This is a genomic window from Xanthomonas prunicola, assembly GCF_002846205.1.
GTDB lineage: Bacteria > Pseudomonadota > Gammaproteobacteria > Xanthomonadales > Xanthomonadaceae > Xanthomonas > Xanthomonas prunicola.
Genome location: NZ_PHKV01000004.1, coordinates 250119 through 264723, shown reverse-complemented (window position 1 = coordinate 264723; position 14605 = coordinate 250119). Strand labels below are relative to the sequence as shown.

Below are 14605 nucleotides of genomic sequence, written 5' to 3'. Positions count from 1 at the left end.
ATTGCGATTTCCGATTCCCCACTCCCGATTCCCGCTAAAATGCGCCATGAACGAATTCTCCGCGCTGCCGCTGTCGCCGGCCCTGGCCCCCGGCATCGACGCCCTTGGCTACACCGTCCTTACTCCCATCCAGGCGCAGAGCCTGCCGCCGATCCTGCAGGGGCTGGACGTCATCGCCCAGGCGCCGACCGGGAGCGGCAAGACCGCCGCGTTCGGGTTGGGCCTGCTGCAGAAGCTCGATCCCGCGCTGACCCGCGCGCAGGCACTGGTGCTATGCCCCACGCGCGAACTGGCCGACCAGGTCGGCAAGCAACTGCGCAAGCTGGCCACCGGCATCCCCAACATGAAGCTGGTGGTGCTCACCGGCGGCATGCCGCTCGGCCCGCAACTGGCCTCGCTGGAAGCGCATGACCCGCAGGTGGTGGTCGGCACGCCCGGCCGCATCCAGGAACTGGCCCGCAAGCGCGCCCTGCATCTGGGCGGCGTGCGCACGCTGGTACTGGACGAGGCCGACCGCATGCTCGACATGGGTTTCGAAGAACCCATCCGCGAGATCGCCAGCCGCTGCGACAAGCACCGCCAGAGCCTGCTGTTCTCGGCCACCTTCCCGGACATCATCCGCACGCTGGCGCGCGAGATCCTGAAGGACCCGATCGAAATCACCGTCGAAGGCGCCGACAGCGCGCCGGAAATCGACCAGCAGTTCTTCGAGGTCGATCCGACCTATCGGCAGAAGGCCGTGGCCGGCCTGCTGCTACGCTTCAACCCCGAATCCAGCGTGGTGTTCTGCAATACCCGCAAGGAAGTGGACGAGGTGGCCGGCTCGCTGCAGGAATTCGGTTTCTCCGCGCTGGCATTGCATGGCGACATGGAACAACGCGACCGCGATGAAGTGCTGGTGCGTTTCGTCAACCGCAGCTGCAACGTGCTGGTGGCCAGCGACGTGGCCGCACGCGGGCTGGACGTGGAAGACCTGTCGGCCGTGGTCAATTACGAGCTGCCCACCGATACCGAAACCTACCGCCATCGCATCGGCCGCACCGCGCGCGCCGGCAAGCACGGCCTGGCGCTGAGCCTGGTGGCACCGCGCGAAGCGGCGCGTGCGCAGGCACTGGAGGCCGAACAGGGCCAACCGCTGAAGTGGTCGCGTGCGCCGCTGGCCACCGCCCGCCCGGCGCAGCTGCCGCAGGCGGCCATGACCACACTGCGCATCGACGGCGGCAAGACCGACAAGCTGCGCGCCGGCGACATCCTCGGCGCACTGACCGGCGAAGCCGGACTCTCGGGCGCGGCGATCGGCAAGATCGCGATCTACCCCACCCGCTCCTATGTCGCCATCGCCCGCGCGCAGGTCGCCAAGGCACTGGCGCATCTGCACGCAGGCAAGATCAAGGGACGCAGGTTTCGGGTCAGCAAGCTGTAATCAACGCGTGGCAGCGAGCCTGCCAACCGATCGAGCGGCGGCTATAGCGCCTGCCGCACGATCCATCCAGATGCGCACACTTGCGCATTCCTTTTGCCAGCAAGCCTGATCGGCGAGCTGCTCGATCGGTAACACGCCTGGATCAACGATCAATAGCTCAACGTGGCCAGCAACGGCACGTCATTGGCCCATCTCTGGCGGCCCTGCAGCGCCAGCAGCTCGACCAGCACCGCCGCGCCGACCACTTCCAGTTCCAGCTGTGCCGCCAGACCCAGTGCCGCGCGTAGCGTACCGCCGGTGGCGAGCACATCGTCGACGATCAACACGCGGGCGCCGCGTGGCAACGCATCCTCGTGCATTTCGATGCGGTCGGTACCGTATTCCAGCGCGTATTCCTGGACCAGCGTACGCCCGGGCAGTTTGCCGGGCTTGCGCACCGGCACGAACCCGGTGCGCAGTTCGCGCGCCAGCGCCGCACCCAGAATGAAACCGCGCGCTTCAATACCGAGCACGGCGTCCAGCGGGGTGGTCCGCCACGGTTGCACCAGTTCGTCCAGCGCCGAGGCGAAGTCCGGTCCATCGGATAACAGCGGCGTAATGTCCTTGAAGACGATGCCCGGCTTGGGAAAATCGACGATGTCGCGGATACGCTCCGACCAATGGTTGGGTCCGGAAGCGTTGGTGCCGGCGCAGCGGCTGCAGTCAGTCATGGTGGTAGTGGCGTCGTGGCCAGTGGAGACGGCCCTATTCTAGGCTGCGCACGCCCTTGACGCCGCCGTTACGGCATACCTGCATCTGAGCGCGTCAGGAACTGCACGACAGCATCGAGCAGCCGGCGCGGTCGCGTGCCCACTCCGGCCGCCGCGCAGCCAATGCCTCGCGCCCAGGCTGGTCGTCGTATGGGCGGCGCATGACCTCCAGCAACTCCTGCACCCCGGACGGGTCGCCCTGCTCGGCCTGATCGATCACCTGCTGTGCCAGATAATTGCGCAGCACGTAGCGCGGATTGGCCAGACGCATGCGCGCGCGGCGCTCGTCCGGCGACAGCGCATCCTGCTGCAGGCGCGCGGCGTAGCGCTGCAACCATTCCTGCAACTGCGGCGCACCCGCCAGGCGCTTGTCTTCGTCGTAGAAGGTATCGCGCAGCTGTGCGAGATCCGGATGCGCGGGCGACAGGTCGATCAGACCGCGGAAGGTCAGCGTCATATCCATTTCAAAGTCGCGCATCAGTGCGCGCAGCGCATCAATCAGCGCTAGATCCTCATCGCGGCATTCGGCCAGCCCCAGCTTGGCCGCAGTGTCGCGCCGATCACAGGAAAGATAGGTATCTCGGAAGCGGTCCAGCCCCTGTTGCAGTGGCGTTTGGTCAGCGAACAACGGCGCGATCGCTTGGGCAAGCCGGCCCAGGTTCCAGTACGCCACTTGCGGCTGGGTTCCGAAGCGATAACGTCGGCCCTGCGCGTCGGTGGTGTTGGGCGTCCAATCCGGGTCGTAGTCGTCGACCCAGCCGTACGGGCCGTAATCAATGGTCAACCCCAGGATCGACATGTTGTCGGTGTTCATTACCCCATGCACGAACCCGACCCGCATCCAGTGCGCCACCATCACCGCGGTCCGCTCGCACACCTGAGCGAACCAGTCGGCGTAGCGCGCCTCGCCGGTACCGACCAGCTCCGGGAAATCGCGCGCGATGGTGAAGTCCACCCATTGCCGCAACAGCGCGACGTCGCCACGCACGCTCGGCAATTCGAAGTTACCGAAGCGAATGAACGACGGCGCCACCCGGCACACGATCGCCCCCGGCTCGCGTTGCGGGTGACCGTCGTAGAACATATCGCGCACCACCGCGTCGCCGGTGCCGACCAGACTCAGTGCGCGCGTGGTCGGCACGCCCAGATGGTGCATGGCCTCACTGCACAGAAATTCGCGGATCGACGAGCGCAACACGGCGCGCCCATCGGCGCCGCGCGAATACGGCGTCGGGCCGGCACCCTTGAGCTGCAATTCGTAACGCCCGCCGTCGGCTCCGATCGCCTCGCCCAGCGAAATCGCCCGCCCGTCGCCAAGTTGCCCGGCCCAATGCCCGAACTGGTGACCACCGTAATTGACCGCCCACGGCTGCATGCCTGGGTACAGCGCGTTGCCGCCGAACACGTGGGCGAACTGTGCACTGGCTATCTCGGACGCATCCAGGCCCAGTGCCTGCGCCATCTCCGCAGAATGCGCCACCAGGTACGGGGCGGCGACTGGTGTCGGCATGACCGCCGACCAGGCCGCACGCACCTCGCGCCGGCGCGCCCCCTCTTCCGGATCGCCAGGCAGCTGCTGGCGCAGTCGATTATCGAAGTGCAGTTGTGTCATGCCGGCAAGCCTAGGCCACGGGCAGTGAACCTGGCATGGGTCAGGTCGCATCCGGTGCTGCCTGCGCGCCGTATCTTCACCCGGCTGACTTGCACCGAGCGGACTCGTCCTGCACATGCTTGCGACGTGCGATAGCAGCTAATAGCCGCCGGCTGCGGATCCGATGCAGGCCAGAGACAGCGATACGGCGACCATGTTGCCGGGGCGCTACCGTGTCGGCCTGTGCTGGACTGGCTCTTGCGTTCGCGCCCGGTACTAACCACCCTTTCGACCTCCTGCCGATATTGCCCATGCCCTCGCGCGCCTCCCGCTGGTTCCGTCCCGCCCTTCTGCTGCTCGGTTCGTTGACCATGACGGCCTGCAGCAGCGTCTTCTTTGGCGGCATCAATGCCGCCTCCAGCCGGACGGGCATCGTCGAGCACCGCGACCAAGTGTTCGATCCCGCACACGGCCTGGCGCTGGATGTCTACCAGCCGCGCGGCGCCGTCGACGCACCGGTGGTGGTGTTCTTCTATGGCGGCACCTGGAAACGCGGTTCGCGCGCCAACTATCGCTGGGTCGGCCGCGCGCTTGCGCGCCAGGGCGTGGTGACGATGGTGGCCGACTATCGCAAGTATCCGCAGGTCGGACTGCACGGCTTCATGTCCGACGCCGCGGGCGCCATCGCATGGAGCTACCGGCACGCACACGAGTACGGCGGCGCCCCCAAGCGGCTGGCAGTGATGGGCCATTCGGCAGGCGCGCACATGGCCGCGTTACTCGGCACCGATGCACGCTGGCTGCAGGCGCAAGGCCTCAAACCCCACCAGCTGTGCGGCGTGGTGGGCCTGGCCGGACCTTACGATTTCATGCCGATGACCGACCCGGAGCTCGTCGAGATCTTTGGCGACGCGCCAGCCGCGCAACGGCAATCGCAGCCAGTGCGCTACGTCGGCGGCGACGAACCGCCCATGCTGCTGCTGCATGGCGATGCCGACCGCGTGGTCGAACTACAAAACAGCATTTCGCTGCAGCAGGCGCTGAAACGCGAAGGCGGCAGCGCCGAGTTGAAGGTCTACCCGGGCATGGGCCATCTCGGCATCCTCCTGGCGCTGCGCAAATCTCCCGAGCACTCGCAGGTGCTCAGCGACGCGCTGCAGTTTGTACGCCAGTGTCGGGCGCCTTGAAGCGCACTCTGCCCTGATCTGGATGGAGCGATTGCGTGCAGCGAGCGACCGATGGGCAGCTCTGTGTCATTGAGCTGCCGATTGCAGGATCCATCGCCAGCAGGCGGCAGGCGGAAATACATCCCGCCCATCTCGACTCACACTCAACCCACTGAGCCGATCACGTTGCCGGCTTGCTTCCCATCAACTCGAAAGGGCCGCCCTTCTTCAGCGCAGCCTGATAGGCAGGGCGCGCTTGGATGCGCTCCAGAAACCCGTGCAGACGCGGGTATTTCTCAAGGCCGCCGCCGCGTGCAGCGGCCGCCTGGACCGGGAAGCTCATCTGGATATCGGCGGCGGTAAAACGTTCGCCAGCGAACCAGTTGCTGGACTGCAACGATTGCTCCATCCAGTCCAGATGCAGCGAAAGCTGTGGGCCTACGAAGCCGGACATCGCCTTGTCCACGATGGCACGCGCGATGGGCTTGGCGAAGAACGGCATCGGCGCACTGCGAATCCGACCGAAGATCAACGTCATCAGCAACGGCGGCATGGCCGAACCTTCGGCGTAATGCATCCAGTAGCGGAATTGCAGGCGCTCGGGTGAATCCAGCGGCCGGAGCGACGGCGACAGCGCACACTCGGTGTCGTAGCGCTCGGTCAGGTACTCCAGGATCGCACCGGATTCGGCCACGACCAGATCGCCATCGACCAGCACCGGCGACTTGCCGAGCGGATGGATCGCACGCAGCGCCGGCGGTGCCAGCATGGTCTTGGGGTCGCGCTCGTGGCGCACGATCTGATACGGCAGCGCCAATTCCTCCAGCAGCCACAGCACGCGCTGGGAACGGGAATTATTGAGATGGTGAACAGTGATCATGAGAAGGCTGCACGTGGAAAAGGTACATCCTACCGATCCGCACGTCGTCGCTGTGCGCAAGTGGCGCCGGGTGGACGCCCGACCGCTGCTGCCGCCCTTCTTGCAGGCAATAAAAAACGCCGGTCGCTTGCGCGACCGGCGTTTTGGCAACCCTACGGTTGCAGACGGATTAGACCGCCTGCACCTGGTCAGCCTGCATGCCCTTCTGGCCCTGCACGGCGACGAAGGTGACCTTTTGGCCTTCCTGCAGCGACTTGAAGCCGGTGCCCTGGATGGCACGGAAGTGCACGAACAGGTCCGGGCCGCTTTCCGGGGTGATGAAGCCGAAGCCCTTGGCATCATTGAACCACTTCACAGTACCGCCTTGACGTTCTGACATTTTACTAACTCCTGAAACTATTGATTGATAAATCGCAGCGTCCGAAAAGCCGGAGCTGAGACTGAGTTGCAGGCGTTGGTAAAGCGGAACGATGAAGCGAGATCTGTAACGATCCGGCTGCACCAGGCCACGATTCACGGTGACCCTTGCAAACACAGTGCGTGCACAGTACTCGTGTTTTCGACAAAAAGCGACACCCTGCGTCAAATCTTTTGCAGTCAGGCCAAATCCGACGGTCTGTCGGGCCCGTCCCCATCCACAATCACCCGATGAATACGCCTCCAACACCGACACCTTCGCAGATCTGGGTCGACGCCGATGCCTGCCCCGCGGTGATCCGCGACATCCTGTTCCGCGCCGCGGCGCGTACCGGCACCGCCGTGACCCTGGTGGCCAACCACTATCTCAGCACGCCCGCCCTGCCCCATGTGCGCGCCATCCAGGTGCCGGGCGGCCCCGACGCAGCCGACGACGCGATCGCCGAACGGGTGGCTGCGGGCGACCTGGTCGTCACCCAGGACATCCCGCTCGCGGCGCGTGTGCTGGAAGCCGGGGGCACTGCGGTTGGCCCGCGTGGCGAACCCTTTACCAGCAGCACCATCAAGGAGCGCCTGTCGGTCCGCAGCTTTATGGAGGAGTTGCGCGGCGCAGGCATCGCCACCGGCGGACCGTCGGCCCTGCATGCGCGCGATCGCCAAGCCTTTGCCGCACAGCTGGATCGCTGGCTCGCCGCGCAACCACGCCCACGGCTGTGACACGGGCGGCATGACGCACGAGGGATGAATCGGGCGCGTATCATGAGCGCCCTTTGCAATCGGCATCCTGATGGCCCTCACCGCCACCGTCCGCAGGGCGGAACTCCAGATCAGCGACATGGACCGCGGCTATTACGCCAACCACTCGCTGACCCTGGCCCAACACCCGTCCGAAACCGACGAGCGCCTGATGGTGCGGCTGTTGGCGTTCGCGCTGTTCGCCGACGACCGGCTGGAGTTCGGCCGCGGTCTCAGCAACGACGACGAGCCCGACCTGTGGCGGCGCGATTACACCGGCGACCCGGACCTGTGGATCGACCTCGGCCAGCCCGATGAAAGTCGCGTGCGCAAGGCCTGCAACCGCTCGCGCGAGGCGGTGGTGATCGGCTATGGCGGCCAGGCCACCGAAACCTGGTGGAAGAAACACGCCAACGCCATGGGCCGGCACCGCAACCTGCGCGTGATCGAACTCGACTCGCAGGCCACCGAAGCGCTGGGCGCGCTGATCCAGCGCGGCATGCGCTTTGACGTGATCATTCAGGACGGCGAAGTGCAGATGCTGGCCGATCACGGCAGCGTCACCCTGACCCCGATGGTGCGGCAAGCGCCGGCCGAATGAACATGCGGTACGACGTGCTGGTCATCGGTGCAGGCGCTGCCGGGCTGATGAGCGCTTTCACCGCCGGCCGACGCGGCCGTCAGGTGCTGGTGATCGACCACGCCAACAAGGTCGGCAAGAAGATCCTGATGTCCGGCGGCGGGCGCTGCAATTTCACCAACACCGGCACCGCGCCCGGCAACTTCATTTCGGCCAATCGGCATTTCTGCAAATCCGCGCTGGCGCGCTATAGCCCGTCAGATTTCGTGGAGATGGTCGAACGACATGCCATCGCCTATCACGAGAAGGAACTGGGCCAGTTGTTTTGCGACATCTCGTCCAAGCAGATCGTGCGCATGCTGCTGGACGAATGCGATGCGGCCGGCGTGCAGATCCGTACCCAGTGCGACGTGCTGTCGGTGCAGCGCGGAAGCGATGGATTTGACGTACAGACCAGCCAGGGCCGCGTGCAGGCGCACTCGTTGATCGTGGCGACTGGCGGGCTGTCGATCCCCAGCATGGGCGCCAGCGGCTTTGGCTACGGCTTGGCCAAGCAATTTGGCCATGCGCTACTGCCCACCCGCGCCGGGCTGGTGCCACTCACGCTGAGCGGCAAGCATCAGGAACGTCTGCAGGAGCTCTCCGGGCTGGCGTTACCGGTTCAAGCGCAGTGCAACGGGGTCAGCTTCCGCAACTCCATGCTACTCACCCACCGCGGCGTCAGCGGCCCGGCGATCCTGCAGATCTCCTCGTATTGGCAGCCGGGCGACGATCTGCGGCTGGATTTGCTGCCTGGTCACGATGCAGCGGCATGGCTGCGCGAACAAAAGCAGCAACGCGGCGCTACCGAGCTGCGCAACGTGCTGGCCGACGTGTTGCCGAAGCGATTTGCACAACGCCTGTGCGAGGTCTGGCTGCCGGACAAGCCGGTGCGTCAGCTGGATCCGCCGCAGTTGCAGGCCGCTGCCGAGTTGCTGGGTCGCTTTCCGCTGGTCGCCAGCGGCACCGAAGGCTACCGGACGGCTGAAGTCACCCTGGGCGGGGTCGATACCAATCAGGTCTCCAGTGCGACCATGGAATCACGCTTGATGGCAGGCCTGTATTTTGTCGGTGAGGTGCTGGACGTCACCGGCTGGCTGGGGGGTTACAACTTCCAGTGGGCGTGGGCGTCCGGCCATGCGGCGGGGAGCGTGGCGTAAGGGCGAGGGGGGGCTGATCGCTCATTGATGACTGGGGCGGCGATATGCAGACGCTGTCGCGGTCTGAACAGCACGCATTCGAGCGCGGTCGACATTCCCCGAAAGGCGTCTTCCACCCATAAATCTTGCTCTACGTCTCACACCCGATGCGGCATGATCCACACACGTGGACGCGCCAGACCCCTTCGTGTATTAAAGCCCGTCTCTAGGGAGCCGCGCATGCAAAAAGGCAAAGATCTCACCCTCCGCCTCATGATCGTCGACGACAGCGTGGAGAGTGCCGAGACCATCGTCACCGCGCTGCGTAACGGCGGCATTGCGGTGCGCCCTTCGCGGCCGCAAAACCAGGAGGAACTGGCCAGTATGCTGTCTGGCCAGATCGATCTGGCCATCCTGGGTCAGGCGCAGCAAATCCCCATGAGCGCCCTGCAGACGCAGATTGCCGGCAGCGGCAAGGACATACCGGTCATCTTGCTGGCCGAGCGGATCGAAGAGAATGCCTTGGTCGAGGCCGCTTCGCATGGCGTGCGTGCCATCGCCTTGCGCAACCGCCCCGCACACCTGCTGACGCTGGTGCGCTCGGAGTGGGACGACCTGCAGGCCCGTCGCGGGCTGCGTCGCATCGAAGCGCAGATGCGTGAGACCGAGCGCCGCTGCGACGCACTCATCGCGTCCTCGCGTGACCCGATCGCCTACGTGCATGAAGGCATGCACATCCGCGCCAATGACGCCTATCTGGAAATGTTCGGCTTCGAGTCGTTCGACGATGTCGAAGGCATCTCGTTGCTGGACATGATCGCCGCGCAATACGTCGACGATTTCAAGCAGTTGCTCAAGGCGATGTCCAAAGGCGAGCCGCCGCCGGCGCAATACAAGGTCGACGCGCGCCGCGTGGAAGGCGACACCTTCCCGGCGACCATGGAATTTGCCACCGCCACTTACGAAGGCGAGCCGTGCATCCAGGTGGTGTTCCGGCGCCGCGAGGAATTCGACCCGGAGTTGGCACGTGAGGTCGAAGACTTACGTCAGCGCGACCAGGTCACCGGCCTGCTCAATCGCCCTACCTTCATGGTGGCGCTGGAACAGGCCGTCGCGCAGGCCGGCCGCAGCGAAGGCCAGTCTGGCTTCCTGTTGATCGAGCCGGACCACTACGCCCGCATCCTGCCGGAATTTGGCCTGGACTCGGCCGATGCGCTGATCGCTGCGCTCGCCGCGCACGTGGCCAGCGTGCTGGACGACAGCGTGGTAGCCGCGCGCTTCGGCGAACACAGTTTCGCCCTGCTGATGGACGGCAATTACGCGCGCACGCACGCACTGGCGGAAATCGTGCGCGATGCGTTCGCGCAGCACGTCTTCAGCGTGGGCACGCGCTCGGCCACAGTGACCGTCAGCATCGGCGGCGTGCAGATCGGCGAAAAGATCGCCAGCATCGGTCAGGTGCTCAAGCGTGGCACCGAAGCGGTGCACACCACCGCCGAGCTCGGTGGCAATGCGATCAGCATCTACGACCCGGCCGCAGCCGATCGGGCGGAAGAAGAACGGATCGAACGCTGGGTCGAGCAGTTGCGCGAGGCCCTGGTCGGCGACGGCTTCGTGCTGCATTACCAGCCTGTGCTCAATCTGCAAGGCGAGCCGCTGGAGTTGTATCAGGCCTTCCTGCGCCTGGAACGCAATGGCGAAATGATGTCGCCGAATGCGTTCATGGCGATTGCCGAAGAGCACGATCTGATCACCGAGATCGACCGCTGGGTGGTGGCACGCGCGATCCGGCAACTGGGCGAGCGGCAACGTGCCGGACACATCACGCACCTGCTGGTACGCATCGGGCCGAACTCGTTCTCCGACCCACAGATGATCGACACCATCCGTGAGCAATTGGCCGTCTACGGCGTGCCCGGTGAACGGCTATGGCTGCAGACGCCAGAGTCGAAGGTGTTTACACATTTGCGCAATGCGCAACAGTTCCTGGGCGCGGTGTCGGCGATGGGCTGCAAGGTCGGGCTGGAACAGTTCGGCTCGGGCCTGGATTCATTTCAGTTGCTGGCGCATTTCCAGCCCGCCTTCCTCAAACTGGATCGCGGCATCACCGGCGACATCGCCTCGGCCCGGGAAAGCCAGGAAAAGATCCGCGAGATCACCTCGCGCGCGCAGCCTGCCGGCATTTTGACGGTGGCCGAATTCGTCGCAGATGCGCAGTCGATGAGCAGCTTCTTCAGTGCCGGCGTGGACTACGTACAGGGCGATTTCGTGGCACCGACCGGGCCGTTGATGAACTACGAGTTCGGCTGAAAGCCGGCACCGCTCCGCTCACTCCACACCATCGCACGGCAACAAAAAACCCGCATCCTGCGGGTTTTTTGTTGCCTACGAGCGACGACCAACACGACAACTTACATCGCAGTGCCGTTGGCGGCACGCAGCGCAGCGATGCGCTCGGTGAGCGGCGGATGGCTCAGGAACAGACGGCGCAGGCCGTCACCCACCCCGCCGGAAATGCCGAATGCCTGCACCTGGGAGGGCAAGGTGTTCTGGCCATGGTTGAGCGACAGCCGCTCCAGCGCAGCGATCATCTTGCTGCGGCCGGCCAGTTGCGCACCACCGGCATCGGCGCGGAATTCGCGGCGACGCGAAAACCACATCGCAATCATAGTCGCGAACATGCCAAGCACCATCTCCAGCGCGAACACGATGATGTAGTACGCAAAGCCGCGGCCGCTGTCGCGGTTGCCCGACAGGGCGCTGTCGATGACGCCGCCGACCACGCGTGCGAGCACGATCACGAAGGTATTGAGCACGCCCTGCAACAGCGCCATGGTCACCATGTCGCCATTGGCGACGTGGGCGATTTCGTGGCCGAGCACTGCCTCGGCTTCATCCTGGTCCATGTTCTGCAGCAGGCCGGTCGACACCGCCACCAAGGCATTGTTGCGATTGGCGCCGGTTGCGAAGGCATTGATTTCCGGTCCCTCATAGATCGCCACTTCCGGCATGCCGATGCCGGCAGCCTGGGCCTGGCGGCGCACGGTCTCCAGTAACCAGCGCTCGGTCGGGGTGCGCGGCTCGGTGATGACCTGCGCGCCGGTGCTGCGCTTGGCCATGAACTTGGACAGCAGCAGGGAAATAAAGGAGCCGCCGAAACCGAAGATGGCGGCCATCACCAACAGACCACTCATTTGCGCGGGATTGACGCCCAGCACCGACATGACGATGCCGGCGAGCATCAGCACCGCGAAGTTGGTCAGCAGGAACAGGAAAATGCGGTTGAACATGGCGCAGAGGCTCCACTGATGCGGGGTGAACTGTTGCGGATCTGCGGGTGTCGCGGCTTGAAATCAAGCAAGCACCTGACCGACGATTCAGTTGCCCATGCCATCGCCCTCCTATCTCGGCCGCTTCGCGCCCTCGCCCACCGGCCCCCTGCACTTCGGCTCCCTGCTGGCTGCATTCGGCAGCTGGCTACTGGCCCGGCATGCCGGCGGACGGTGGTGCGTGCGCATCGAAGACATCGACCCGCCGCGCGCCGAACCCGGTGCCTGCGAACGGCAACTACGCACCCTGACTGCCTTCGGTCTGCACTCGGATCTTCCCGTGATCCGGCAGTCCGAGCGTGACGCCGTCTACACCGCCGCCATCGACCAGTTGCTGGAGACCGGCCAGGCATTCGAGTGCAGCTGTAGCCGCGCCGACCTGGCCGGCATGGGCGGCATCCACCACGCCTGCGTCGCGCCGCTGGGCGAGCGCCGTGCGGTGCGCCTGCGGGTGCCGCGGCAATCGCCGGTCGTCTTCCACGACGCGCTACAAGGCCCGGTAGTGCAGGACGTCTACGCCGAGGTGGGCGATGTGGTGCTGCGCCGCGCCGATGGCTATTGGGCTTATCAACTGGCGGTGGTGGTAGACGATGCAGCGCAGGGCGTCACCGATGTCGTGCGCGGCGCCGACCTGCTCGACTCCACCCCGCGCCAGCTGGTGCTGCAGCGCGCACTGGGCCTGCCGCAGCCGCGCTATCTGCACCTACCGCTGATGCTGGATCGTGATGGCCGCAAGCTGTCCAAGTCGCACGACGCACCCGCACTGGACGATACCGACCCACTACCGCCCCTGCACGCCGCCTGGGCCGCGCTGGGCCAGCGGCCGGACGCGCTGCCGCGGCATGCAGCGGTCGAGACCCTGCTGCAGCAGGCAGTGCAGCATTTTTCGCCACAGTCGCTCCCGCGGCAACGCCAGCTGGACCGTGATATCTGCGCATCCGAGCGCCAGCGTGACTAGAATTGCGCCCCAGCACCGGCGTCCAGGCGCGGCCGCGTCGGCACGCTCCCGGATCGCCCTCAGCCTTACTTGTTGATTGGAGTCGTCATGACATCTCGCGTCGCATTGGTCACCGGCGGCACCGGCGGTATCGGTACTGCGATCTGCAAACGCCTGGCCGACCAGGGTCACCGGGTCGCCAGCAACTTCCGCGATGAAGAAAAGGCACGCGCCTGGCAACAGCGCATGCAGGCGCAAGGCTATGGTTTCTCCTTGTTTCGCGGCGATGTGGCCTCGTCCGAGCATGCGCGCGCCTTGGTGGAAGAGGTCGAAGCCGCGCTGGGGCCGATCGAGGTGCTGGTCAACAACGCCGGCATCACCCGCGATACCACCTTTCACCGCATGACGGCCGAGCAGTGGCACGAGGTCATCAACACCAACCTCAATTCGGTCTTCAACGTGACCCGCCCGGTCATCGAGGGCATGCGCAAGCGTGGCTGGGGCCGGGTGATTCAGATCAGCTCCATTAACGGGCTCAAGGGCCAGTACGGTCAGGCCAACTACGCGGCGGCCAAGGCAGGCATGCATGGTTTCACCATCTCGCTGGCGCGCGAAAATGCGGCATTCGGGGTCACTGTCAACACGGTCTCGCCCGGTTACGTGGCCACCGACATGGTGATGGCGGTGCCGGAAGAGGTTCGCGCCAAGATCGTGGCCGACATCCCGACCGGCCGGCTGGGACGCCCGGAAGAGATCGCCTATGCGGTCGCGTTTCTGGTTGCGGAAGAGGCTGCTTGGATCACCGGCTCCAATCTGGACATCAATGGCGGCCATCACATGGGCTGGTAGCGTTTGCTGCAACTTTGCGGTGCAGCATGGATTTACAACAAAAACCATGCTGCGCAACATTTCTAATGTGTCCGCTTAAGCAAATAAGGCGTTTTGGCTGTTGCAAGCGCTGCTGCGGTGCGCCATCCTGCGCGCACTATCAGTGTGGGTGAACGTTCCATGGCCGGACTTCGCATCATCAAGAAGTATCCCAATCGCCGTCTCTACGACACGGAAATCTCCAGCTACATCACCATCGAAGATGTGCGCCAATTGATCATCGATGGCGAAGAATTCGAAGTACGCGACGCCAAGAGCGGCGAAGACCTGAGCCGTGCGGTGCTGCTGCAAATCATTGCCGACCGCGAACAGGACGGCGAGCCGATGCTCTCCACCCAGCTGCTGAGCCAGATCATCCGCTTCTACGGCGACTCGCTGCAGGGCTTCATGGGCAACTACCTGGAGCGCAGCATGCAGGTGTTCCTGGACCAGCAGCAGCAGTTCCGTCAGCAGATGGGCAACCTGCTTGGGCAGACCCCCTGGGCGATGATGAACCAGCTGACCGAGCGCAACCTGGAGTTGTGGCAGGAGTTCCAGCGCAATTTCGGCGCCGGCTTCGGTCGCCCGGGTGGCCCTGGCACGCCACCGACCCCGCCCGGCGCAAGCGGCCTGGGCAGCGGTCCGATGGGAACCGGCACGCACGGCACGCCGGGCAACAATCACGGCACCACCGGCAAGGCACGCAATCGCGGCTGAGTCAAAGCTGCGCCAGGAGCCTCCACGCTCCCAGGC

14 protein-coding genes are annotated in these 14605 nt (G+C 65.0%); 9 read left to right on the top strand and 5 right to left on the bottom strand.

Annotated elements, in window-relative coordinates:
• Positions 1-46 precede the first annotated feature (46 nt).
• Entirely contained in the window at positions 47-1423 is a 1377-nt protein-coding gene (gene dbpA, locus XpruCFBP8353_RS14565; protein WP_101363857.1) for an ATP-dependent RNA helicase DbpA, read from the top strand.
• Between the two features lie 149 nt (positions 1424-1572).
• Here the strand turns inward: dbpA and XpruCFBP8353_RS14560 are convergent, their stop codons facing one another.
• Together XpruCFBP8353_RS14560 and XpruCFBP8353_RS14555 are read right to left on the bottom strand one after the other, a co-directional pair.
• Complete coding sequence (locus XpruCFBP8353_RS14560; protein ID WP_101363856.1) at positions 1573-2133, bottom strand: adenine phosphoribosyltransferase; 561 nt, start codon at positions 2131-2133, stop codon at positions 1573-1575.
• A 94-nt stretch (positions 2134-2227) separates the two neighbouring features.
• Positions 2228-3784: a protein adenylyltransferase SelO gene (locus XpruCFBP8353_RS14555; protein ID WP_101363855.1), complete on the bottom strand. Its 1557-nt coding sequence runs from the start codon at positions 3782-3784 to the stop codon at positions 2228-2230.
• Between the two features lie 290 nt (positions 3785-4074).
• Between XpruCFBP8353_RS14555 and XpruCFBP8353_RS14550 the strand changes: the two genes are divergently transcribed.
• Positions 4075-4950, top strand: coding sequence for an alpha/beta hydrolase (locus XpruCFBP8353_RS14550; RefSeq protein WP_101363854.1), 876 nt, complete (start codon positions 4075-4077; stop codon positions 4948-4950).
• A gap of 160 nt (positions 4951-5110) precedes the next feature.
• Here the strand turns inward: XpruCFBP8353_RS14550 and XpruCFBP8353_RS14545 are convergent, their stop codons facing one another.
• Entirely contained in the window at positions 5111-5809 is a 699-nt protein-coding gene (locus XpruCFBP8353_RS14545; protein WP_101363853.1) for a glutathione S-transferase family protein, read from the bottom strand.
• Positions 5810-5978: 169 nt separating this feature from the next.
• Positions 5979-6188, bottom strand: coding sequence for a cold-shock protein (locus XpruCFBP8353_RS14540; protein WP_033483465.1), 210 nt, complete (start codon positions 6186-6188; stop codon positions 5979-5981).
• Between the two features lie 269 nt (positions 6189-6457).
• Here XpruCFBP8353_RS14540 and XpruCFBP8353_RS14535 point away from each other — a divergent pair, with 269 nt between their 5' ends.
• From XpruCFBP8353_RS14535 to XpruCFBP8353_RS14520, 4 genes are all read left to right on the top strand, one after another.
• A complete protein-coding gene (locus XpruCFBP8353_RS14535; protein ID WP_101363852.1) occupies positions 6458-6943 on the top strand; it encodes a YaiI/YqxD family protein in 486 nt (161 codons plus the stop codon).
• Between the two features lie 70 nt (positions 6944-7013).
• Positions 7014-7562 carry a YaeQ family protein gene (locus tag XpruCFBP8353_RS14530; protein ID WP_014503075.1) on the top strand — a complete coding sequence of 183 codons (549 nt, stop codon included), beginning with the start codon at positions 7014-7016 and terminating at the stop codon, positions 7560-7562.
• Positions 7559-8740, top strand: a complete 1182-nt coding sequence (locus tag XpruCFBP8353_RS14525) for a BaiN/RdsA family NAD(P)/FAD-dependent oxidoreductase (protein ID WP_101363851.1) — start codon at positions 7559-7561, stop codon at positions 8738-8740. The genes XpruCFBP8353_RS14530 and XpruCFBP8353_RS14525 overlap by 4 nt, the downstream gene beginning before the upstream one ends.
• A 219-nt stretch (positions 8741-8959) precedes the next feature.
• Positions 8960-11029, top strand: a complete 2070-nt coding sequence (locus XpruCFBP8353_RS14520) for a GGDEF/EAL domain-containing response regulator (RefSeq protein WP_101363850.1) — start codon at positions 8960-8962, stop codon at positions 11027-11029.
• Between the two features lie 101 nt (positions 11030-11130).
• On the opposite strand, the gene htpX is transcribed toward XpruCFBP8353_RS14520, so the two are convergent.
• Positions 11131-12009 carry a protease HtpX gene (gene htpX / locus XpruCFBP8353_RS14515; protein ID WP_101363849.1) on the bottom strand — a complete coding sequence of 293 codons (879 nt, stop codon included), beginning with the start codon at positions 12007-12009 and terminating at the stop codon, positions 11131-11133.
• A gap of 97 nt (positions 12010-12106) precedes the next feature.
• On the opposite strand from htpX, the gene gluQRS reads away from it, so the two are divergent.
• The 3 genes from gluQRS (at position 12107) to phaR (ending at position 14569) form a co-directional block, all read left to right on the top strand.
• Positions 12107-13006, top strand: coding sequence for a tRNA glutamyl-Q(34) synthetase GluQRS (gene gluQRS / locus XpruCFBP8353_RS14510; RefSeq protein ID WP_101363848.1), 900 nt, complete (start codon positions 12107-12109; stop codon positions 13004-13006).
• An 87-nt stretch (positions 13007-13093) separates the two neighbouring features.
• A complete protein-coding gene (gene phbB / locus XpruCFBP8353_RS14505; protein ID WP_101363847.1) occupies positions 13094-13834 on the top strand; it encodes a beta-ketoacyl-ACP reductase in 741 nt (246 codons plus the stop codon).
• A gap of 159 nt (positions 13835-13993) precedes the next feature.
• Entirely contained in the window at positions 13994-14569 is a 576-nt protein-coding gene (gene phaR, locus XpruCFBP8353_RS14500) for a polyhydroxyalkanoate synthesis repressor PhaR (RefSeq protein WP_101363846.1), read from the top strand.
• The last annotated feature ends 36 nt before the right edge of the window (positions 14570-14605 follow it).

What these genes read in the sequence shown, in the direction of transcription:
- dbpA (WP_101363857.1), top strand. Translation starts at nt 47, where the DNA reads ATGAACGAATTCTCCGCGCTGCCGCTGTCGCCGGCCCTGGCCCCCGGC.
- XpruCFBP8353_RS14560 (WP_101363856.1), bottom strand. Translation starts at nt 2,133, where the DNA reads ATGACTGACTGCAGCCGCTGCGCCGGCACCAACGCTTCCGGACCCAAC.
- XpruCFBP8353_RS14555 (WP_101363855.1), bottom strand. Translation starts at nt 3,784, where the DNA reads ATGACACAACTGCACTTCGATAATCGACTGCGCCAGCAGCTGCCTGGC.
- XpruCFBP8353_RS14550 (WP_101363854.1), top strand. Translation starts at nt 4,075, where the DNA reads ATGCCCTCGCGCGCCTCCCGCTGGTTCCGTCCCGCCCTTCTGCTGCTC.
- XpruCFBP8353_RS14545 (WP_101363853.1), bottom strand. Translation starts at nt 5,809, where the DNA reads ATGATCACTGTTCACCATCTCAATAATTCCCGTTCCCAGCGCGTGCTG.
- XpruCFBP8353_RS14540 (WP_033483465.1), bottom strand. Translation starts at nt 6,188, where the DNA reads ATGTCAGAACGTCAAGGCGGTACTGTGAAGTGGTTCAATGATGCCAAG.
- XpruCFBP8353_RS14535 (WP_101363852.1), top strand. Translation starts at nt 6,458, where the DNA reads ATGAATACGCCTCCAACACCGACACCTTCGCAGATCTGGGTCGACGCC.
- XpruCFBP8353_RS14530 (WP_014503075.1), top strand. Translation starts at nt 7,014, where the DNA reads ATGGCCCTCACCGCCACCGTCCGCAGGGCGGAACTCCAGATCAGCGAC.
- XpruCFBP8353_RS14525 (WP_101363851.1), top strand. Translation starts at nt 7,559, where the DNA reads ATGAACATGCGGTACGACGTGCTGGTCATCGGTGCAGGCGCTGCCGGG.
- XpruCFBP8353_RS14520 (WP_101363850.1), top strand. Translation starts at nt 8,960, where the DNA reads ATGCAAAAAGGCAAAGATCTCACCCTCCGCCTCATGATCGTCGACGAC.
- htpX (WP_101363849.1), bottom strand. Translation starts at nt 12,009, where the DNA reads ATGTTCAACCGCATTTTCCTGTTCCTGCTGACCAACTTCGCGGTGCTG.
- gluQRS (WP_101363848.1), top strand. Translation starts at nt 12,107, where the DNA reads ATGCCATCGCCCTCCTATCTCGGCCGCTTCGCGCCCTCGCCCACCGGC.
- phbB (WP_101363847.1), top strand. Translation starts at nt 13,094, where the DNA reads ATGACATCTCGCGTCGCATTGGTCACCGGCGGCACCGGCGGTATCGGT.
- phaR (WP_101363846.1), top strand. Translation starts at nt 13,994, where the DNA reads ATGGCCGGACTTCGCATCATCAAGAAGTATCCCAATCGCCGTCTCTAC.